This window comes from Nocardia sp. NPDC052316 (genome assembly GCF_044547795.1).
Classification (GTDB): domain Bacteria; phylum Actinomycetota; class Actinomycetes; order Mycobacteriales; family Mycobacteriaceae; genus Nocardia.
The window spans coordinates 191,283-211,660 of record NZ_JBIUBB010000006.1 but is presented as its reverse complement, the minus strand read 5'-3'; the positions used below and the strand labels follow the sequence as shown (position 1 = coordinate 211,660).

Here is a 20,378-nt window from a genome sequence, read left to right as displayed (position 1 = left end):
TGGCCAATTCGATTTCGTACTCAGGTGGCCCGCCGTGGCGGAATCGTTATCATTGCGGAATCGGTCATGCCGGTCGAGTACGGCCCGAGGCGGCGACGTAGACGAAAAGCGAGGTTCGTTGGTGGGTGACGATCGGCACGGGCGTTCGCCACGGCCCGGAGATCGCGCCCCGTGGGAGCGCTATCCCACGGAGGACAACACCGAGCGAGACGGTGGTCGGTCGTCTCGGCGATCCCGTCATACCGATGCCACGGCAGACCAGGGCGCCGCCCCGCTGACCGTGCAGGACCTGGTGCAAAAGGTGGACAACGAGCGGTCCGGCCGCCGTGGCCGGCGCGCCGCGGCCACACCCGAGGCCGCCGCACCCGCGCCTAACCGCGGTCCGCGACGCGGTGAACCCGAGGTCGCACCGAACCGAGGTGCCCGCCGCGGCGAGCCGGAGCCCCCCGCACCGAGCCGAAGCGGCCGACGCGGTGAACCGCCAGCCGGATCCGACCCGGCTTATCAACGACCCGCCGAACCCACCCAGCGCCGCCCTGCGGATCCGACGCGCCGCCAGGGCGAGCCGCCCCGGCAGCCGGACCAGGCGGCCCGCCGCCAAGGTGAGCCGACCACTCGACGCCCAGCAGCACCGGGACGCCCGGCCGAGCAGGCCCCGCGTCGCTCCGCCGAGGGCCCACCACCACGCACCGCCGGTTCACCGGTCGTGCAGGACATCACCGGCACCCCCGCTGCACGCACCCCGAATCGTCGCGGCCCGAGTTCCGATGACGGCAGGAACGCCTCCGCACCGACCCGGGGGAAAGCGGAGACGGCCGAAGAGGTCACCGACATCCTGCCGCCGCTGGCCGAGACCACCCGTGCCAAGCGCAAGAAGACCGACGACGACGCCGGTGCCGCACAACCCAAGTCCGTCGGCGCGGCGCCACTGTCGCGCCTGGCCGCCAGCAAGCAGCGCCGCAACAAGCGGCTACGCCTCGCCGGCCGCAGCGCCCTCGCCATGTTCGCGGTGCTGTGCCTGCTCACCACCGGTGGCGGCTGGAGCTATCTACGGTCCACCGGCAACAACTTCACCCAGATCTCGGCGATCGACAACAACACCGACGACGTCGTCGACTCCAATGCCCAGCTCGGCGACGAGAACTATCTACTCGTCGGCACCGACACCCGCGCCGGGGTGAACAGCCAGGTCGGCGCGGGCACGCTCGACGATGCCGAGGGTTCCCGCGCGGACACCGTGATGCTGGTGAACATCCCGAAGAACCGTTCGCGGGTGGTGGTCGTCTCGTTCCCCCGCGACCTCGACGTCACCAGGCCGCAGTGCAACGGCTGGGACAACGAGAAGGTCCAGTACACCAACGAGACCTTCCCCTCGGCCATCGGCGACAAGCTCAACGCCGTCTACGCGCTCGGCGGGCCCAAGTGCCTGTTCACCACCATCCAGCGCATGACCGGTAGCGCGATCAACCACTTCATCGCGGTCGACTTCGCCGGTTTCGAGGCCATGGTCGATCAGATCGGCGGCGTCGAGGTGTGCGCGCCGAAGCCGATCACCGACGAGGTGCTCGGCACCGTGCTCGAGCACCCCGGCAAGCAGAAGGTGGACGGCTCGACCGCGCTGAACTACGTGCGGGCCCGGCATGTCTACGGCGAGGAGCGCAGCGACTACGACCGGATCAACCGGCAGCAACGCTTCATGGCCTCGCTGCTGCGCGGCGCGCTGTCCAGCAAGGTGCTCTTCGATCCCGGCAAGCTGAACGGCTTCATCGGCGAGTTCACCAAGCACACCTGGGTCGACAAGGTGCAGCCGTCGGACCTGCTGACACTCGGGCGCTCGCTGCAGAAGCTGGACGCGGGCACCGTCACCTTCCTGACCATCCCGACCGCGGGCACCACCTCCTACGGCAACGAGATCCCGCGCGAGCAGGACATCAAGGCGATCTTCAAGGCGATCCGCGACGATCAGCCGCTGCCCGGTGAGAAGAAGGTGACCCCCGCCCCCGGCTCCATCCCGTCGGCACCGCCTGCCCCGCCCAAGTTGAATGCGGTCGATCCGAGCACGGTGTCGCTGCTGGTTTCCAACGCCTCGGGCACCTCGGGTCTGGCGCAGCGGGCGGCGACCAAGCTCGGCAACCAGGGTTTCCAGATCTTCAACATCGGCAACTATTCGGGCGGTAGCGAGGTCACCTCCAAGGTGCGCTACGGCCCTGGGCAGGAGGCCGCCGCGGCGACGGTGGCCAGCTCGATACCCGGTGCGCTGATGGAGTCGGCGAGTGATCTCGGCGGCATCGTCGAGGTCGTCATCGGTGGCGATTTCACCGGCACGGTGCGCGCGCCCACCCCGGTCGGCGATGTCATCTCGAACGTGCCCGCGATGACCGCGCCTGCGACGCCGGTCACCTTGCCGTCGGATCTGGAGCACGTCAACGCCGCGGACGAGACCTGTAAGTGAGCGGAGCCGCGACCTGCGGCAACTCCAGCGCTAACGTTCGGCACCGGCCATTCACCCTCCGTTCGTGACTTGGTCAGCGCCGCCAACTAATGTCTGGTTTCATGCGTGTCATCTACAACGAGCAAATGGCCGATCTCGCCCACCTGCTGGGTGAGATGGCCGGGCTGGCCGGATCGGCCATGGACCGGGCGACCCAGTCCTTGCTCCAGGCCGACCTCGCTCTGGCAGAGCAGGTGATCACCGAGTCGGACCGGATCGCCGAGCTGATCCAGGACGCCGAGGAGCGTGCGTTCGCGTTGCTCGCGCTGCAGGCACCGGTCGCGGGCGATCTGCGGCAGGTGGTGAGCGCGATCCAGATCGTCGCCGACGTGAACCGGATGGGCGCGCTCGCGCTGCACGTGGCCAAGGTGGCCCGGCGTCGCCACCCCAACCACGCGCTGCCCGAGGCGGTCAACGGCTACTTCGCCGAGATGGGCCGCATCGCGGTCAACATGGGCGCGGGCGCCAAAGAGGTGCTGGAGACCCGCGACCCGGAGCGCGCCGCGCAGCTCAACGAGGACGACGAGGCGATGGACGACCTGCATCGTCACCTCTTCACGCTGCTGATGGATCGCGACTGGAAGTACGGCGTCGCCGCCGCCGTCGACGTCACCCTGCTCGGTCGCTACTACGAGCGCTTCGCCGACCACGCGGTCGAGATCGGCCGCCGCGTCATCTTCCTCGTCACCGGTGTGTTGCCGCCGGACTCCGACGTCGAGTCGTGAGCCGCGACTGCCTGCCGACCTGTCGCAGGATGGCAGGCAGTCTTCCGCTGTGAGGCTTGACGTCGCACAGTCGAGAGATGAAAGATTGACCGCGCAGTAGAGCGATGCAGGACTCGCTGCGCGGATGCCGTTATGGGAGTTACGGCACGAAGGGGCGGAAATGAAGGTCGATCCAACAGAGCTGCGCGCGCTGGCCACATCGATGGACACCATCAGTGGCGAGATCGCCGCGCTGAAAGCGCGTACCAAGACCGATGCGCTGAGTGCGGCGCTGCCCGGTTCCACGATCACCGCGGCGTGCACAACCGCCGGTGACCAGATCGAAGCAGGCTGGCTGCGAATGGCGGAGCGCTGCAAGGCGATAGCCAATATCGCCAAAGGTGGTGCCGCCAATTATGAAGTGACGGATCAGGATTTCCGCGACAGCATCAAAGCGCTCGGCGGCGGACAATGAGGAGCGGCGACCAGACCGCCGCCGCGATTCCGACGCTCAGCCAGGTGCAAACACAGTGGCAGCCCTGGAAACTCAACGAGGCCGGCGAGGAAATCAAGGCACGCAACACCGACTTCGTCACGATGATCGACAAGACCGTCACCCAGATCCGGGAGGCCGGCTCGCACTGGAGCGGCGACGCCTACTACGCCGCCTACGACCGCATCGCCGGCGACCGGGACACCGCGAACAAGATGGCACAGGAGACGACCGAACTCGCCAACGCGCTGATCAACGGCGGCAACACGCTCACCGGTTACCGACAAGCGTTGCTGGACAAGGTCACCGAAGCCACCACCGCCGGATACCAGGTCTCCGAGGATTGGCAGGTCACCGCGTCGGGCGAGAGCTCCGGCGACGATCTGCACACCTATCAGACGGCGATCACCACCGCGCTCAACGAGATGGTCGGCACGCAATCCGGCATCACCACCGCCATCGAGCAGGCGAACACCGCGGTGCAGACGCAGAGCGCGGCGCTGGGGACCGGCGATCCGCTCACTACTCTGACCGGACAGCCGAAATCGACGCTCACCGCACAGCAGATCAGCGCCGAACAGCCGGCCACGGTTCCCGCCTCGACCGAGGAGAAGTCGAAAGAGAACTCGCAGACGCCAGCGGCGGGGACTCCGAAAAACATTGCGGAACAGGCCAAGCCCAACACGGAACAGCCCGCGGTCACCGAGAAATCCAAAGACAACAACCCGGCGGCCAAGCCCGTCAGCGAACCGGCCACCGCAGCCCCTGCGACGTCCGGCCCTGCCAGTAATCCGGACTCCTGGAAGCCGGAGAACGTCATCAACCTGATCAGCACGATCGGCACCATCACCGGCAACGTGCCCACTTTGATCGAGTCGGTCGCCAAATTCGACGACGATTGGGACGACATCATCAAGGCGGGCGGCGAGGCAGGCAAGGGGCTGCTCGACTCCGCAGGCACAGCGGCCGAGAAGGTGATCAACAGCGTCGACAAGGCGGTTGACAACGCGCCTGCCGAGGCACCGAAGAAGGACGAGCCGGCTGCCGCACCGCAGTCCGGCACACCCGCGACACCGCAGTCAGGAACACCCGCAACACCAGAGTCAGGCACACCGGCAACACCGCAATCCGGCACACCGGCTACACCGCAATCCGGCACTCCCGCAACACCACAGCCCGGTACACCGGCTACACCGCAATCCGGCACACCCGCAACACCGCAATCCGGCACACCGGCAACACCCCCCGCGGCAACCTATACCCAACCGCAGAGCTCAGTCGCAGAGCAGACCCCTGCCGCCACCAGCGTTCCCGCGTCCACCGCGAGTCCCGCTGCCTCCCCCGCAAGTAGCAGCCTTTTCGGCCTGCCTTCCCCGACCCGCGGCGCCGAATCCAACGGTGAGCACCGCCCGAACAATTACGTGATCCAACCACCTGAACCCGCAGAGCAGGAAGGCTGAGCAACCGCGGAACAGCGCGCACACACGACAATGGCCCGCGCACCGCGCGGGCCATTCGTGGTTCGTACCAACCGATTCGGGACTATCCGAACCGACCGGAGATGTAGTCTTCCGTCGCCTTCTTGCCCGGGTTGGAGAAGATCTTCTCGGTGTCGTCGATCTCGACCAGCCGACCCGGTTTGCCCTGGGCTTCCAGGTTGAAGAAGCCGGTCTGGTCACTCACGCGGGCGGCCTGCTGCATGTTGTGGGTGACGATGACGATGGTGAATTCCTTCTTCAGCTCGGTGATCAGGTCCTCGATCGCGAGCGTGGAGATCGGGTCGAGCGCCGAACAGGGTTCGTCCATCAGCAGCACGTCCGGGGAGACCGCGATCGCACGGGCGATGCACAGGCGCTGCTGCTGACCGCCGGACAGGCCGCCGCCGGGCTTGTCGAGGCGGTCCTTGACCTCGTTCCAGAGGTTGGCACCGCGCAGCGAGCGCTCGGCGACCTCGTCGAGCTCCTTCTTGTTCCGCACGCCCTGCAGCTTCAGCCCGGCCACCACGTTGTCGCGAATCGACATGGTGGGGAACGGGTTCGGGCGCTGGAACACCATGCCGATGGTGCGGCGCACGCCCACCGGGTCGATCTGCGAGCCGTAGATGTCCTCGCCGTCCAGCAGCACCGCGCCCTCGACGCGGGCGTTCGGCGTCACCTCGTGCATGCGGTTGAGCGAGCGAAGCACGGTGGACTTGCCGCAACCGGACGGGCCGATGAAGGCGGTGACACTGCGGGGCAGCACGGTCAGGTCCACGTCGGCGACCGCGTGGAACTTCCCGTAGAAGATGTTCAGGTCTTTGACGTCGATCCGCTTGGCCATCTGAGTTTCCTATCGATTCCGCGTGAGCAGCTTGTTGACGACCGCGGCCGCCGCGTACAGCAGCGCGATGAGCAGGATCAGCGTCAGCGCCGCGCCCCACACCCTGGCCCGCCCCTCGGGCTCCGGGTTCGCCAGCTCCTGGTAGATCATCAGCGGCAGCGAGGCCATGTTGCCGTCGAAGACATTGCTGTTGATCGACTTGCTGTAGCCGACGAGCACCAGCACCGGCGCGGTCTCGCCCATGACGCGGGCGAGCGCGAGCAGGATGCCGCTGATCATGCCGGGCAGCGCGGTCGGGATCACGATCCGCGCGATGGTCTTCCATTTCGGCACGCCGAGCGCGTACGCGGCCTCGCGCAGTTCGTCCGGGACCAGCTTCAGCATCTCCTCGGTGCTGCGCACCACCACCGGCAGCATCAGCAGCACCATGGCCAGCGCGACCGCGAACGCGCTCTGCGGTGCGCCGAGGGTGGCGATCCACAGCGCGAAGATGAACAGCGCCGCGACGATGGACGGCACGCCCGCGAGGATGTCCACCATGAACGTGGTGGTCTTGGCCAGCCAGCCGCGACCGTATTCGACCAGGTAGACGGCGGCCATGATGCCGATCGGCACCGCGATCACCGCGGCGATCGCGGACTGCACGATGGTGCCGTAGATGGCGTGGTACACACCGCCACCGGACTGGTCGGGCAGGATGCCCTTCTGCGATTTCTGCCACCAGTCGATGGAGATGACCGATTCGAAGCCCTTGCTCACCACCATGATGAGCACCCAGGCCAGCGGGATCAGCGCGATGGCGAAGCACAGCCAGACCAGGCCGGTCGCAAGGTGATTGCGGAGCCGGCGACTCGTGCTGACGTCACGGAAGGTCGGCGCCTTGATCGGCTTGTCGAGCGTTGTCGTGGTCATTACCCGTTCACCCTTCCGCCCGCGGCGAGCCGGGCCAGCGCGTTGACGACGAAGGTCAGCGCGAACAACACGAAGCCGGCCGCGATGTAGGCGCCGGTCGGCAGCGGCGAACTGAATTCCGAGGCCGAGGCCGCGATCCTGGAAGCGAAGGTGTATCCACCGTCGAACAGCGACCAGCCGCCGACCTGCGCGGAGGTCTTCAACACGACCAGTACCGCGATGGTTTCCCCGAGCGCGCGCCCGAGCCCGAGCATGGAGCCCGCGATCACACCGCTGCGGCCGTAGGGCAGCACGGTCATCCGCACCATCTCCCACTTCGTCGCGCCGAGGGCGTGTGCCGCCTCGACGTGCGCGGGCGGCGTCAGCGCGAAGACCTCACGCGACACCGAGGTGATGATCGGCAGAATCATGACCGCGAGCACCACACCCGCGGTGAAGATCGTGCCACCACCGGAGATCGTCACATTGCCGTCGGAGAAGAGGAAGAACCAGCCGAGATTGTCGTTCAGGAACTCCTGCACCGGCTTCAGGTGCGGCGCGAGGACCAGAAAGCCCCACAGGCCGAACACGATCGACGGCACCGCGGCGAGCAGATCGACGAGCATCGCGAAGGGCCGCGCCAATGGCTTCGGCGAGTAGTGCGTCAAGAACAGGGCAATGCCAACCCCGATCGGCACCGCGATCACCAGCGCGAAGATCGAGCTCAGCACCGTCACCATGAACAGATCACGGATACCGAACCGGAGATTGTCCGCGTTCGAGGTGTTGAACTCGCTGCTTGTGAAGAAGTTCGCGTCGTTCGCCATGACCGAGGGCACCGCGCGGATCAGCAAGAACAGCGCGATCAGCGCGATAACGGCGACGATGATCGCGCCCGATGCCGTGGCCAGAGACCGGAAAATGATCTCGGCCCGGTGGTTGTGGGCGGGGCGAGCCTTTTTGGCCGGCTCGGTGCTCGGTTCACTGGACATGGGGTCGATGTCTCCGGCCGCCCGCCGGCCCGTCGAATCCGACGAGCCGGCGGCGGTCACCTCAGGGTGCACGGTCATGGCTGTGCGATCAGGAGATGGCGTTGATCGCGGTGGTCAGGCGGGTCTTGAACTTCTCCGGGATCGGGACGTACCCGGCCTCGTCGAGACCCTTCTGGCCGTTGCTGATCGCCGTGGTCAGGAACGCCTTGACCGCCTTGGCCGTGTCGGCGTCCTTGTACTTCGAGCAGACGATCTCGTAGGTGGGCAGGATGATCGGGTAGGCACCCGCTTCGGTCGGCTTGTAGAAAGAGCTGGTGTCGAGCACCAGGTCGTTGCCCTCGCCCTTGATCTTCGCGCTGTCGATGGCCTTGCCCGCGGACGCGGTGTCCAGCTTCACCGGGGTCTTGGAGGCCGAGGTGATGATCTGCGCGATGGACAGGTTCTGCGCCTTGGCGAAGGACCACTCGTTGTAGGTGATCGCGTTCTTGGTGCTCTTGACCGCGGCCGAGGAGCCCTCGTTGCCCTTCGCGCCCTCACCGACACCGCCGGTGAACGCCTTACCCGCGCCCTTGCCCCAGGCGCCCTCGGAGGCGGCGTCGAGGTAGAGCTGGAAGTTGTCGGTGGTGCCCGACTCGTCGCTGCGGAAGATCACCGCGATCTTGTCGGAGGGGAGCTTGGCGTTCGGGTTGAGCGCCTTGATCTCCGGGGCATCCCAGGTGGTGACGGTGCCGTTGAACACCTTGGCGGCGGTCGGGCCGTCGAGCACCAGGTCGGTGACGCCGTCGATGTTGTAGGTGATGGCGATCGGGCCGAACACGGTCGGCAGGTTCCAGGCGGGGGAACCACAACGCTCTTGCGCCTTGGCGGGCTCGTCCTTCTTGGCGCTGAGCGGCGAGTCGGAACCGGCGAAATCGGTCTGGCCGCCGAGGAACTCGTTCACGCCCGCACCGGAGCCGCTGGAGGTGTAGTTCAGCGTGCTGCCGTCGCAGTTGGTCTCGTAGGCGGCGACGAAACGGTCCATCGCGTTCTTCTGCGCCGACGAACCGCTCGACTTCAGCGCCTTCTTGCCACCACAGGCAATCTCCGAATTAACGTTGTTGCCTTCGGTGCCGGCCGTGTTGTCGTCACTGCCACACCCGACGAGGGTCATGGCACCAACGGCCAGCACACCAACGAGGGCGCTGCTGCGCTTGAAATTCACTGATTCCTCCGGAAAGGCGTCCTACTCGTCCGGTCCCTCACCGGCCCGGACGGGTGATGTGGTGCTGTTCGCGGGGAACTTGCGCACCAGGCAGCCGTGGGCTGCCCACCACTCAACGTAAAGTCACGTGGTTTACAGTTGGACCGAACTGAGTGAACGGCGAGTGAACAGGCAAGCGCGATTAGGGCGTTATGTGTGACATTAGCCGCAGTTTTACTCGGCGGCCCCCGGCGTGGCCCCTGCTATTCAGTCGAGCCCGCCGCATAGGCGACATCGATGTGTGCCGGAGTGAACCCGAGCCGGGTGTAGGTATGCACCGCTGAAGTGTTGTCGGCCTCGGTGTAAAGCAACACCTCGGCGAGGCCGCGATCACGCAGATAGTGCAGGCCGACCACCGTGAGCAGTCGGCCGAGTCCGCGCCCCTGCGCGGCCGGATCGATGCCTACGACGTAGACCTCACCGACCGCAGGCGACTCGTCGTAATGCACCTTGGTCCAATGGAATCCGAGGACCCGGTCGGGGTGGGCGGCGTCGGTCGCGAGGAACAGGCCCTTCGGGTCGAACCACGGCTCGGCCCGGCGTGCCGCGATGTCGCGTTCGGTCCAGCCACCCTGCTCCGGATGCCAGGCGAAGGCGGCGTTGTTCACCCGCAACAATTCGGCATCGTCGTCGGCGCCCGCATAGGTCCGGATCGTCACTCCCCCGCGCGCGGCAACCTGCGGTAGCTCTGGAGTTGCCAGCGGTCGGCGCATCTGCCAGAGCTCGCGTGCGGTGGCCAGGCCGAGCCGGGCCGAAACAGCCTTCGCGGCGGGCAGGTTTCCGTGCGCCCAGACCCGGGTGCCCGGACCGCCCTCGGTCAGCGCGGCCGCCACCAGTTCGGTGCCGACGCGGTGGTTACGCGCCGGCGGATCGACCGCGACCTCGGCCATCGCCGGATGTTCGCCATGTGCCGGTACCAGATTCGCGTAGCCGACCACGACGTCGTCGCGCACCGCGAGCAGGTGCCGCACCGAAGGATCATCGCCCGCGCTCAGCGACAGCACCGCCTGCTCGGAAACGGGGGCAACACCGTCGGTGGCGGTCGCGCGTTCGAGTAGTTGCCGGACGGCGGCTGCTTCGGCCGAATCCAGCCGCTCGGTCCACTGTGCCACGCCGTTCATCGGACTCCCATTCCTCGCCTGCCGCGGCATCCCGACCGGGCTGCCCACTCGGACAACGTCATTGCGCGGCTCGGCATTTCGCGTCCGGTGTAGGCCGGTGCACGGCCTGCGCGCGCCGCCTCGAATACCGGGCTGAACGCAGCGCGAACACATAATGACGCAACGGTGTTTCGGATTGGGCGGCCGCGCCCGTCGACTTCACTGCGCCGCGCCCATCGACTTCACTGCACAGAGCCGTTGACCGGAGCGAGCGGCGCGTCGTCCGTCTCGTCCTCCGCAACGGGGGCCTGCTCACCCTTGCTCGCCGTCCTGGACGGCCGCACCGCCTTGTAGCCGACATTGCGCACGGTGCCGATGAGCGATTCGTACTCGCTGCCGAGCTTCGCGCGCAGCCGCCGGACGTGCACGTCGACCGTGCGGGTACCGCCGAAGAAGTCGTAACCCCACACCTCTTGCAGCAGCTGGGCCCTGGTGAACACCCGGCCGGCGTGCTGCGCGAGGTACTTGAGCAGCTCGAATTCCTTGTAGGTGAGATCGAGCGGGCGCCCGCGCAGGCGGGCCGTATAGGTGCCCTCATCGATCACCAGCTCGCCGAGGGTGATCTTGCCGGAGTTCTCCGGGCTCGCCACGCCGCCGTTGCGGCCGACCAGCAGCCGCAGCCTGGCATCCAGCTCGGCCGGGCCGGTGCCGGGCAGCAGGATGTCGTCGAGGCCCCAGTCGGCGTTGACCGCGACCAGGCCACCCTCGGTGAGCACGGCGACCACCGGCACCGACGACCCGGTGCTGCCGAGCAGGCGGCACAGACCGCGCGCGGCGGCCAGGTCGGTCCGTGCGTCGACCAGCGCGACATCCGCACTACCCGCCTCCAGCAGCGACGAGACCTCGGTGGGTGCCGGGCGCACGTGATGCGCCAGCAACGCCAGTGAAGGCAGCACCGCTTCGGGGTTGGGGTCGGAGGTCAGCAGGAGTAGCTCCACAAGCTCTCCTCCCATCTCGTAGCTCCGAGGACAACAGCCGCACTGCCGGGGGCCACGTCGCTGATCACAGGTAATTCGATGCAAGATTAGCGTGTCGACCCCGATGACCTCGTCATCCGGGTAGCCGAGTCATCGCGAGTGATATGTCTGATACCAGAAATGCACCGTCGTGCCGGGGATGGCTAAGGTGCACCAATGCGCAAGCTCATCATCGGGCTGCTGATTCTCGCGGGACTCGCAGTAGTCACTGATTTCAGCGTCGCGGCCTATTCGGAATACCGCGTCTCGCGCGCGCTCCGCAAGGGCGCCGATCTGCCCGCCGATCCGGCGGTGGCCATCCGCGGCGTCTCCTTCCTCGCGCAGGCGCTCGACGGCCGCTACGACAATGTCTGGATCAGGGCCGGTGGAAACCAGCCGCACACACCGGGCGAGTACGAGTTCGAAGCGACGCTGACCGGCGTGCGGCTGCCGCTGGGCGAGCTGGTCGACGGCAGCCTGCGCAACGTGCCGGTGGAGCGGGTGGAGAGTTCGCTGCGCATCGGGCCGACCGAGCTCGGCAGGCTGTTCAACATCCCTGACCTGCAGGTGAAGGGCCCGCCCGCGGATAAATCCGACGGCACCGGCGGGTCGGGCGGATCCGGGATGACCGCGACCGATGGCGTGCTGTGCCTCACCGGCAGTTTGCCGGACGGGACGGACAAGCAGTTCGCAGGCAAGAAGGTCGCCGTGCGGGCCGAGCTCGTGGTCGACGGCGGCGAGGTGAAGATCACCGCGACCGGCTCCTGCCCGGCCGAGACCGACACCATCCCGCTTGCGCTGCTTCCGCAGCCCGATCAGCCCGCGGTGCTCGCGCGATTCACCCGTACTATCGACATCAAAGAATTGCCGTTCGGTGTCCAACCCGCCAAGGTGCGTGCAGACGGTGGGTGGATCGTGGCGGAGGGCAAGGGTGTGAATGTGACGATCGACCTCGACCGATTGCAGCAATCATGATTGAAATCACAATTCTGGCAGTGGTGTTGCTCGCCGCGTTGGCGGTGGGCATTTTCCTGCGGCGCCGCGACGGCAAGGTCCGCGCCGCCGATGCGTTCGCGACCAGCCGGCGCGATGCCGAAAACCGGTCCGTACGTGCCGATCTGCTCGCCGCCGTCGGAGTGACCGGTACCGGCCCCGCCGTACTGCACTTCTCCGCCGACTGGTGCGGGCCCTGTGTGGCGGTGCGCCGGGTCGTCGCCGATGTCACCGGCCAGCTCGCCGAGTCGGCGCAGCCGCCGCTGGACATCGAGATCGATATCGACGCCGACCCCGTGCTCGCCAAGGAACTGAACGTGCTCTCGTTGCCGACCACGTTCGTCTTCGATAGTGAAGGCCGCGAACGCTTTCGGATCTCCGGCGTGCCGAAGGTGACCGATCTGCGCTCCGCGCTCGAGCCGCTGACCATAGCCGCCTAGCGGCCTTGACAAGGTCCCCGGACGGCTGTGATCAACCCGGGGTCCAATTCCCCCGCCTGATTGGGTAAACTGCATTCGTGCTTTACGACCACGAGCTGATGCTCACCCGACGCCGCACAGTTGACCTGTGCCGCCTCGGTGGTTGTTGCTGCCTGTGCCGCTGAGCGGTCGGCTCTCCTCAGATTTCCTGACGCCGACCTTTGTCCGCCGTGCGAGTGATCTCGTTGATCCCCCGGCGAACTGGCAATTTTCCAGCCATCAGTCGCATCCAGCGCAGGAGTACGCACAATGTCCACCGAAATCGGTAACACTTCGCAGAATCAGCCAATTCCCCAGGGACAGGTAGACGTTCGCGGACCTCGGTTCGCCGCGTGGGTCACCACCGCCGTCCTGGTCCTGGTGCTGATCGCCGCCATCTTCTCCCCCGTCGCCGCCGCGGTGCTCATCGCCGCGCAAGCCGTCGTCTTCGCGATCGGCGCCGCCTACGGTCCGCGCAAGCATCCGTACGGCCGCCTCTACGCGAAGTTCGTCGCGCCGCGGGTGGCCCCGACCACCGAGACCGAACCCGTGCCGCCGCTGAAGTTCGCGCAGCTGCTCGGCTTCGTCTTCGCGGTGGTCAGCCTGCTGGGCTTCGCGCTCGGCTCCACAGTTGTCGGCGCGGTCTTCGCCGGCCTTGCCCTGTTCGCCGCGTTCCTGAACGCGGCGTTCGGGATCTGCCTGGGTTGCCAGATCTATCCCCTGGTCGCCCGCTTCCGCCGGATTACCCCGTCCCCGGCACCGAACTGATCCGCTGTTTCATCTCTGAAAGGAACAACATGGCTCGCTCCGATGTCCTGGTCTCCGTGGACTGGGCCGAAGAGAACCTCAACGCCCCCGGCGTGGTCTTCGTCGAGGTCGACGAGGACACCTCCGCCTACGACAACGGCCACATCGAGGGCGCCGTCCGGCTCGACTGGAAGAAGGACCTGCAGGATCAGGTTCGTCGTGACTTCGTGAACCAGGAGCAGTTCTCCGACCTGCTCTCGGCGCGCGGCATCGCCAACGACGACGAGGTAATCCTGTACGGCGGCAACAACAACTGGTTCGCGGCGTACGCGTACTGGTACTTCAAGCTGTACGGCCACACCAACGTCAAGCTGCTCGACGGTGGCCGTAAGAAGTGGGAGCTCGACGGCCGCCCGCTGTCCACCGACGGCGTCAACCGCCCGGCCACCCAGTACAAGGCCGCCGCCCCCGACGTGACCATCCGCGCGTTCCGCGACGAGGTCATCGCCGCCATCGGCACCAAGAACCTGGTCGATGTCCGCTCGCCCGACGAGTTCTCCGGCAAGATCCTGGCCCCGGCGCACCTGCCGCAGGAACAGAGCCAGCGTCCCGGCCACATCCCCGGCGCCATCAACGTGCCGTGGAGCAAGGCCGCGAACGAGGACGGCACCTTCAAGTCCGACGCCGAGCTCGCCGAGATCTACAAGGAAGCGGGCCTGGACGGCGAGAAGGAGACCATCGCCTACTGCCGGATCGGCGAGCGTTCCTCGCACACCTGGTTCGTGCTGCAGGAACTGCTCGGCCACAGCAATGTCAAGAACTACGACGGGAGCTGGACCGAGTACGGCTCCCTCGTCGGTGCACCGATCGAGTTGGGAGCGTAATCAACATGTGTGCAGCACCTACCCAGGGTCAGGCCATCCCGGCAGGCGTCGACGTGGAGAAGGAAACGGTCATCACCGGCCGCGTCCTGAGCACCGACGGCCAGCCGGTCGGCGGCGCGTTCGTGCGCCTGCTCGACGGCAACGGTGATTTCACGGCCGAGGTCGTCGCCTCCGGCACCGGCGACTTCCGCTTCTTCGCGGCGCCGGGCGCATGGACCTTGCGCGCGCTCTCCTCGGCCGGTAACGGTTCGGCCGAGGTTCGTCCGGAAGGCGCGGGAATCCACCCCGTGGACGTCGCGGTCGCCAAGTAAGAGACCGTACGCAGCTAACGACCCCGGACTTCCCGCACCGTGACGGGAAGCACCGGGGTCGTCTGCATATGCGGCGGTGGTTGTCGATAGACTCCAGACGTGGTCCTCTTCTTCGAGATTCTGCTGGTGGCCGTCGCCATCCTCATCGGCTGGTTCGGCCTGTACGTCTTCTACCGGCTGTTCACCGAGTCATGAGTGATCTCGCGAGCGAAGGTTCCAATCCGGCCGAGCAAGCGAGTGAACAACTGAACGGCAACGGCTCCCCCGAATCGGCTGGTCGCCGCAGCGGCGATCAAGCCGTGTCCGAGGCCGTCGAGCGGGCCAAGACGACCGGCGCCCGCAACATTCCGGTGCTGCCGGATCTGCCGCTGCCCGAGGACACCGCGAACCTGCGGCTCGGGCCCGATCTGAGCTCCTCCATGCTGGCGCTGCTGCCGATGGTCGGCGTGTGGCGTGGCGAGGGTGAGGGCAACAACCCGGAGCGTGGTGATTACCGCTTCGGTCAGCAGATCGTTGTCGCGCACGACGGCGGCGACTACCTGTCCTGGGAATCGCGGTCCTGGGCACTGGACGCCGACGGTAACTACGCGGGGCCCGATCTGCGCGAGAGCGGTTTCTGGCGGGTCGGCATCGACGGCAACGACGAGGTCATCGAGCTGCTGCTCACGCACAGCACCGGCATCGTCGAGCTTTTCTACGGTCAGGCGCTCACCCAGTCCTCCTGGGAGCTCGCCACCGACGTGGTCATCCGCAGCCAGTCCGGCATCGTGGTCGGCGGCGCGAAGCGGCTCTACGGCATCGTCGAAGGCGGCGATCTCGCCTACGTCGAGGAACGCGTGGTAGCCGACGGCCCGCTCGAGCCTCGCCTCTCGGCCCGCCTCCAGCGCTACATCGGCTGAATCGGAACGCGGCTGCTGATTTTCGCGGGTAAAAGGAACGACCCCCGAGCCATACCTGAGCGGGGTTAGTCGCTCGGGTCCTGGTCGGACTCAACCAGGGGCTCGGGGGCCGGGTGACTGCGTGGAATTCGCTAGCGCTCGCGCGGCGAAAACACTGCAGCGGTGGCGCTAGCGCGCAGCCACCTCACGCGTCCTTTGAATAACCATTCTTCGAACCACCTCCTTCCTGTGTACTGACGAATTTAGCCACGGATCAGCGGGTCGGCAACGGAATTTCTCCGAGGGCGGAAGTGGGCAGCACACGGTCCACGAAATCGGCCGTCACCTGCGCTGATGCCGCTACTCGGACAACAACGTCGGCGCGGTGCCGCGGCGGCAGCTGGTGTGTGACGACCACCACAATTCGGTGGGGTTCCACCAAACCGCTGTCGGCATCCAACAATTCGCGCAGCAACTCGGCACCCGCCTCGGCCTCGAGGTGTTCGGTCGGTTCGTCGAGCAGCAAGACCCGGGCAGGCGAGACGAGTGCGCGGGCGAGCAGGATGCGGCGGCGCTGGCCGCCCGAGACCGCGGCCGCGCCACCGATCAGATCGGTGTGCACACCCTTGGGCAGCGAGTCGAGCCAATCGCCGAGCCCCACTCTGGCCAAGGCTTTCTCGGCTTCGCGCGCGGTGAGGTCGCCGCGAGCGACGCGCAGGTTCTCCAGGACCGACGTGCCGAACAGATGCGCGTCTTCGGCGAAGAAGGTCACGCCGGGCCGTGGCGTGTCGAAGAGTCCGGCCCAGGCCATCAACAGCGTGGTCTTTCCGGCACCACTCGGCCCGACCACCGCGATGCGGCGGCCCTCGGGCAGCTCCGAAAGTTGCTGCGACAAAATGCCTTCCAGTGCGCGGTCGGCAGGCCCGGGGTCGTCGCCATCGAGCTCGGTCAGCCGGCGCAGCGCCGCGCGGGCGGTCGTCAACGCCTGCGCGGCGGCGGGCAGCGGGCCGACCGCCTCGAAGGCCGACAGCGGGAGCAGGACGAGCACGGTGAGCGCCATCGGTGTCATCGCACCCGGTGCGCCGCCCGACGGACCGTACAGGGCGATGCCGATCAGCAAGGCCCCGAGCACGCTCACGCCGATCGAGAGCGGGGTGGCCGCCGCCGACCACGCGCTGCGTGCGGCCGCCGCGTCCTCCGCCGCCACCGCCCGGCGCGAGGCCTTGGTGGCGGCACCGAGTGCCGCGTCCAGCCGACCCGCGACGCGCAGTTCGGCCGCGTGGTCCAGCACCGTCAGTGCCTGCGCGGTGAACTCGGCACGGTCCGCGCGCACAGCCCGTTCGGCGTCCCGCGCGGCCTTTGCCGACAGCCACGGGGCGAGGACCCCCGAAAGGGCCAGTGCCCCAGCCAGAATCGCCGCCGCGGCCACCGAAATCGTGGCGAGCAGGCCGATCGCGACCGCCGAAAGCACGATCGCGACCGCGACGGGGACGAATACCCGCACCACGACAGCGCCGAGATCGTCTATGTCGCTACCGATTCGGACAAGCAGGTCGCCCCGGCGCAGCTGCCCACCCGACCTGTCCGCGCCCGCGACAGCGGATCGTCGACCGCTCGACGGCCTGCGCAGCCAGAAATCCGATCCGGCCAGCGTTCGATAGACCGAGGTCCGTGCCGTCGCCATCGCGCGCAGCGCCACGTCGTGGGTGGCGAGCCTTTCCAGGTACCGGCACAGTCCGCGCGAGATGCCGAGCGCCCGCACGGTCACCACGGCGATGCTCAGATCCAGCACCGGCGGCATCTGCCACGCGCGGGCGATCAGCCACGCGGCCAGTGCCGCCAGTCCGAGCCCGCTGCCGAGCGCGAGCACGCCCCAGGCGACGGCCACCACGACCCGCCAGCGGGACAGTTCGAGCAGTGCCCACATGCGGCGCAGATCGCCGAGCAGCGTCACGCTTCCCGTCGCCGCGCCCACCGGCGGCTCGGTTGGCGCTTTCACGGCGGCGCCGTCGGTTACCGCAGTCATCGGACCCCCACCTCTGCCCGCTCATCGATCGATGCGCGTACTCGAATCACCTGGTCGGCCGCTGCGAGAACCGTTGGGCGATGGCCGATCACGATGACCGTCGCGCCGTCGCGAGCGCGCTGCTTCAACGCCGCGAGGACGGCGGTCTCGCTGTCGGCGTCGAGGTGGGCCGTCGGCTCGTCCAGCAACAGGATCGGCCGGTCCGCGGCGAGCACCCTGGTCAACGCCAGTCGCTGGCGCTGGCCGAGGGACAGCCCGACGCCGCCCGGACCGACCACGGTGCCCCACCGAGCGGGCAGTTCATTCAGCACCGTGTCGAATCCGGTAGCCACACAAGCGGCTTCGAGGTCGTCGACGACGCGGGCCGGTCCGTGCGCGCTCGACGGCTCGGCCCGCGCGCCGAACAGTTCGAGATTTTCGCGCAGCGTGCCCGGCACCAGGACGGGGCGCTGCGGCAGCCACGCGACGCGGGCCCACCATGCGTCCTGATCCAGCTCACGCACATCGATGCCGTCGACGGTCACCGCGCCATGGTCCGGCTCGATCAAGCCCAGGATCGCCTGCACCGCTGTCGATTTCCCGCTGCCGTTGGGCCCAGCCAGGACCGTGACAGCACCGGGCCGCGCCAGCGCGGACAGCCCGTCGGGTGCGAAACCGCCGCGCGCCCGGACGGACAGCTCGCGCAGTTCGACAACTCCGGCAACCCGCGACGGCGCTACGCCGCCCGCCACGCTGCCACTGTCCGGTCCACCGGATTCCGCTGCCCCAGGCACCGACTCGAGCACCGCGAAGGCCTTGTCCGCGGCCGCCATTCCGTCTTGTGCGGCATGAAACCGCTCGCCGACCATCCGGAGTGGCAGATACACCTCCGGGGCCAGCACCAGGGCTACCAGGCCCGCGTACAGGCTCATCTCACCGAACACCAGCCGCAGTCCGATGGACACCGCGATCAGCGCGACGCTCAACGTCGCGAGCAGCTCGAGCACCATCGAGGACAGGAACGCGATCCGCAGCGCGCGCATCGTCCGCTGCCGCAAGGCGTCGCCGAGCGCGCGCACCCGATCGGCCATCGTGCCCGCGCGGACCGCCGGCGCATCGACCGCGGCGTGCTCCGGGTCCCGTTCCGCGGCAACCATTGTGCCCCGCTCCCGACCGAGCGCCCGCAGCGTCGGCATCCCCGCGAACAGGTCGAGCAGTTGATCCGACAGCCGGGTGGTCGCGGCGAGGGTCGCCTCCGCGCGCCCCTGTGTCAGCAGCCCGATCAGGATCATGAAGACCGGAATCAGTGGCAGCGTGATCACCACGATGAGGCCGGAGAGCGGATCGTGGATCGCGATGACGGCCAACACGATCGGCGGCACCAGCACCGCGAGCAGCAGGGCGGGAACGTAACCGATGAGATAGCCGCGCAACCCGGACAGTCCGGTGCCCACCACCACCGCGAGTTCGGTTCTGCGGGTCTCCAGTTCCCGCGGTGGCAACCGGGCTCCGGCGGTGAGCACCGCGGCTTCCAGCTCGGCCACCACGCCCGCGCCCGCCCGGTGCGCCAGCCGCGATTGCAGCCAGGTGGCCAGCACCCGGCAGGCGATGGCGAGGGTGAGTACCAGCAGCTCGGTCGTCCACGCGCCGAGTGTGCGCTGCCGGGGATCGGTGACGACCCCGGACAGCACCCGGCCCAGCATGACCGCCGCGACCACGATCGATCCGGTGATCACCACGGACAGTGCGACACTCAGCACCAGGTAGCGGCGAGCCGAGCGGGCATACCGCCACAGGCGCGGGTCGACGGGCGGGCGCGCCATGGCTCAGTCCTTCAGCGGGAGCCCGACCGGGGCCGGGATCTGGTCGACCGTGATCCGCTTACGGAACACCCAGTAGGTCCAGCCTTGGTAGAGCAGCACGACCGGAGTGACGATCACCGCAGCCCAGCTCATCACCTTCAGCGTGTACGGGGTGGACGACGCGTTGTGGATGGTCAGGTCGAACGCCGCATCGATGGTGGAGGGCAACACATTCGGGAACAACGACCCGAACAGCAGCGTGGTCGCCGCCGCCACCGTGACGGTGGTGCCGGTGAAGGCCCACCCGTCGCGATCGGCGAGCACCGCGGCGCAGGCGGCGACCAGCCCGAGTACCGCGAGCCCCAATGGGATCCAGGTCCATCCGGTGCCGTAGGCCAGCTGAGTCCAGAGCCCGAACGCGCCGACGATCACGGCGGTCGGCGCCAGCAGCAGCCGCGTGGTGCGCTGCGCGTCGTCGCGCACCTCGCCGCCGGTCTTCAGCCCGAGGAACACCGCGCCGTGCAGTGCGAACAGCAGTCCGGTGGTCAGCCCGCCCAGTAAAGCGTAGGGGCCGAGCAGATCCCACACCGAGCCGGCGAACTGCTTCTTCTCGTTCAGCGGTACCCCGCGCACGATATTGGCGAACACCCAGCCCCACGCGAGCGCCGGAATCCAGGAACCGATGCCGATCCCGAGATCGCAGCGCGCCCGCCAGCGCGGATCGTTGATCTTGCCGCGGTATTCGATGGCGCAGATGCGCAGGATCAGCGCGACCAGCAGCAACAACAGCGCCAGGTAGAAGCCGGAGAACATGCTGGCGTACCACTCCGGGAAGGCCGCGAACATGGCGCCGCCCGCGGTGATCACCCAGACCTCGTTGCCGTCCCACACCGGCCCGATCGTGTTGAGCACCACCCGCCTTCGCGTGTCGGAGCCGCGGCCGAGGATCGGCATCAGCATGCCGACCCCGAAGTCGAAGCCCTCCAGCACGAAGTACCCGGTGAACAGCACTCCGATCAGCACGAACCAGAACTCTTGCAGACTCATCGTCGGC

Annotated in this window: 19 protein-coding genes; 10 read left to right on the top strand and 9 right to left on the bottom strand. The window is 67.6% G+C overall.

The features are described from left to right. The first annotated feature begins 121 nt into the window (after positions 1 to 121). The 4 genes from ACIHA7_RS28790 (at position 122) to ACIHA7_RS28775 (ending at position 5,148) form a co-directional block, all read left to right on the top strand. Complete coding sequence (locus tag ACIHA7_RS28790; protein WP_397294056.1) at positions 122 to 2,452, top strand: LCP family protein; 2,331 nt, start codon at positions 122 to 124, stop codon at positions 2,450 to 2,452. Between the two features lie 101 nt (positions 2,453 to 2,553). Then, entirely contained in the window at positions 2,554 to 3,216 is a 663-nt protein-coding gene (gene phoU, locus ACIHA7_RS28785; protein WP_107654002.1) for a phosphate signaling complex protein PhoU, read from the top strand. Between the two features lie 160 nt (positions 3,217 to 3,376). Continuing rightward, entirely contained in the window at positions 3,377 to 3,670 is a 294-nt protein-coding gene (locus ACIHA7_RS28780; protein WP_397294055.1) for a hypothetical protein, read from the top strand. Next, on the top strand, positions 3,667 to 5,148 hold the full coding sequence (locus ACIHA7_RS28775) for a hypothetical protein (RefSeq protein WP_397294054.1): 1,482 nt from the start codon (positions 3,667 to 3,669) through the stop codon (positions 5,146 to 5,148). The genes ACIHA7_RS28780 and ACIHA7_RS28775 overlap by 4 nt, the downstream gene beginning before the upstream one ends. An 82-nt stretch (positions 5,149 to 5,230) precedes the next feature. Here ACIHA7_RS28775 and pstB read toward each other — a convergent pair whose 3' ends face one another. The 6 genes from pstB to ACIHA7_RS28745 form a co-directional block, all read right to left on the bottom strand. Further along, entirely contained in the window at positions 5,231 to 6,007 is a 777-nt protein-coding gene (pstB, locus tag ACIHA7_RS28770; protein WP_218473461.1) for a phosphate ABC transporter ATP-binding protein PstB, read from the bottom strand. 9 nt (positions 6,008 to 6,016) lie between these two features. Further along, positions 6,017 to 6,919 (bottom strand): phosphate ABC transporter permease PstA, encoded by a 903-nt coding sequence (gene pstA, locus ACIHA7_RS28765; RefSeq protein WP_397294053.1) that lies wholly within the window; start codon positions 6,917 to 6,919, stop codon positions 6,017 to 6,019. Then, positions 6,919 to 7,890, bottom strand: a complete 972-nt coding sequence (gene pstC / locus ACIHA7_RS28760) for a phosphate ABC transporter permease subunit PstC (protein ID WP_397294549.1) — start codon at positions 7,888 to 7,890, stop codon at positions 6,919 to 6,921. The genes pstA and pstC overlap by 1 nt, the downstream gene beginning before the upstream one ends. 88 nt (positions 7,891 to 7,978) lie before the next feature. Beyond that, positions 7,979 to 9,091 (bottom strand): phosphate ABC transporter substrate-binding protein PstS, encoded by a 1,113-nt coding sequence (pstS, locus tag ACIHA7_RS28755; RefSeq protein WP_397294052.1) that lies wholly within the window; start codon positions 9,089 to 9,091, stop codon positions 7,979 to 7,981. 242 nt (positions 9,092 to 9,333) lie between these two features. Then, positions 9,334 to 10,251, bottom strand: coding sequence for a mycothiol synthase (gene mshD / locus ACIHA7_RS28750; protein ID WP_397294051.1), 918 nt, complete (start codon positions 10,249 to 10,251; stop codon positions 9,334 to 9,336). Between the two features lie 221 nt (positions 10,252 to 10,472). Then, on the bottom strand, positions 10,473 to 11,228 hold the full coding sequence (locus ACIHA7_RS28745) for a winged-helix domain-containing protein (protein ID WP_397294050.1): 756 nt from the start codon (positions 11,226 to 11,228) through the stop codon (positions 10,473 to 10,475). A gap of 195 nt (positions 11,229 to 11,423) precedes the next feature. Here ACIHA7_RS28745 and ACIHA7_RS28740 point away from each other — a divergent pair, with 195 nt between their 5' ends. From ACIHA7_RS28740 to ACIHA7_RS28715, 6 genes are all read left to right on the top strand, one after another. Next, positions 11,424 to 12,221, top strand: coding sequence for a DUF2993 domain-containing protein (locus ACIHA7_RS28740; protein WP_397294049.1), 798 nt, complete (start codon positions 11,424 to 11,426; stop codon positions 12,219 to 12,221). Then, the gene (locus ACIHA7_RS28735; RefSeq protein WP_397294048.1) at positions 12,218 to 12,679 is read left to right on the top strand and encodes a thioredoxin family protein; all 462 of its coding nucleotides are present in this window, start codon (positions 12,218 to 12,220) and stop codon (positions 12,677 to 12,679) included. Before ACIHA7_RS28740 ends, ACIHA7_RS28735 begins: the two co-directional genes overlap by 4 nt. Positions 12,680 to 12,967: 288 nt before the next feature. After that, complete coding sequence (locus ACIHA7_RS28730; protein WP_397294047.1) at positions 12,968 to 13,465, top strand: DUF4395 domain-containing protein; 498 nt, start codon at positions 12,968 to 12,970, stop codon at positions 13,463 to 13,465. A gap of 29 nt (positions 13,466 to 13,494) precedes the next feature. Then, positions 13,495 to 14,328 carry a sulfurtransferase gene (locus ACIHA7_RS28725; RefSeq protein ID WP_397294046.1) on the top strand — a complete coding sequence of 278 codons (834 nt, stop codon included), beginning with the start codon at positions 13,495 to 13,497 and terminating at the stop codon, positions 14,326 to 14,328. Positions 14,329 to 14,333: 5 nt separating this feature from the next. After that, the gene (locus ACIHA7_RS28720) at positions 14,334 to 14,639 is read left to right on the top strand and encodes a DUF1416 domain-containing protein (RefSeq protein WP_040730884.1); all 306 of its coding nucleotides are present in this window, start codon (positions 14,334 to 14,336) and stop codon (positions 14,637 to 14,639) included. A 191-nt stretch (positions 14,640 to 14,830) separates the two neighbouring features. Then, positions 14,831 to 15,538, top strand: coding sequence for an FABP family protein (locus tag ACIHA7_RS28715; RefSeq protein WP_397294045.1), 708 nt, complete (start codon positions 14,831 to 14,833; stop codon positions 15,536 to 15,538). A 253-nt stretch (positions 15,539 to 15,791) separates the two neighbouring features. Here ACIHA7_RS28715 and ACIHA7_RS28710 read toward each other — a convergent pair whose 3' ends face one another. The 3 genes from ACIHA7_RS28710 to cydB form a co-directional block, all read right to left on the bottom strand. Next, the gene (locus ACIHA7_RS28710) at positions 15,792 to 17,444 is read right to left on the bottom strand and encodes an ATP-binding cassette domain-containing protein (protein ID WP_397294548.1); all 1,653 of its coding nucleotides are present in this window, start codon (positions 17,442 to 17,444) and stop codon (positions 15,792 to 15,794) included. A gap of 95 nt (positions 17,445 to 17,539) precedes the next feature. After that, positions 17,540 to 19,345 carry an ABC transporter ATP-binding protein/permease gene (locus ACIHA7_RS28705; RefSeq protein WP_397294044.1) on the bottom strand — a complete coding sequence of 602 codons (1,806 nt, stop codon included), beginning with the start codon at positions 19,343 to 19,345 and terminating at the stop codon, positions 17,540 to 17,542. 3 nt (positions 19,346 to 19,348) lie between these two features. Then, entirely contained in the window at positions 19,349 to 20,371 is a 1,023-nt protein-coding gene (gene cydB / locus ACIHA7_RS28700; RefSeq protein ID WP_397294043.1) for a cytochrome d ubiquinol oxidase subunit II, read from the bottom strand. Between the last annotated feature and the right edge of the window lie 7 nt (positions 20,372 to 20,378).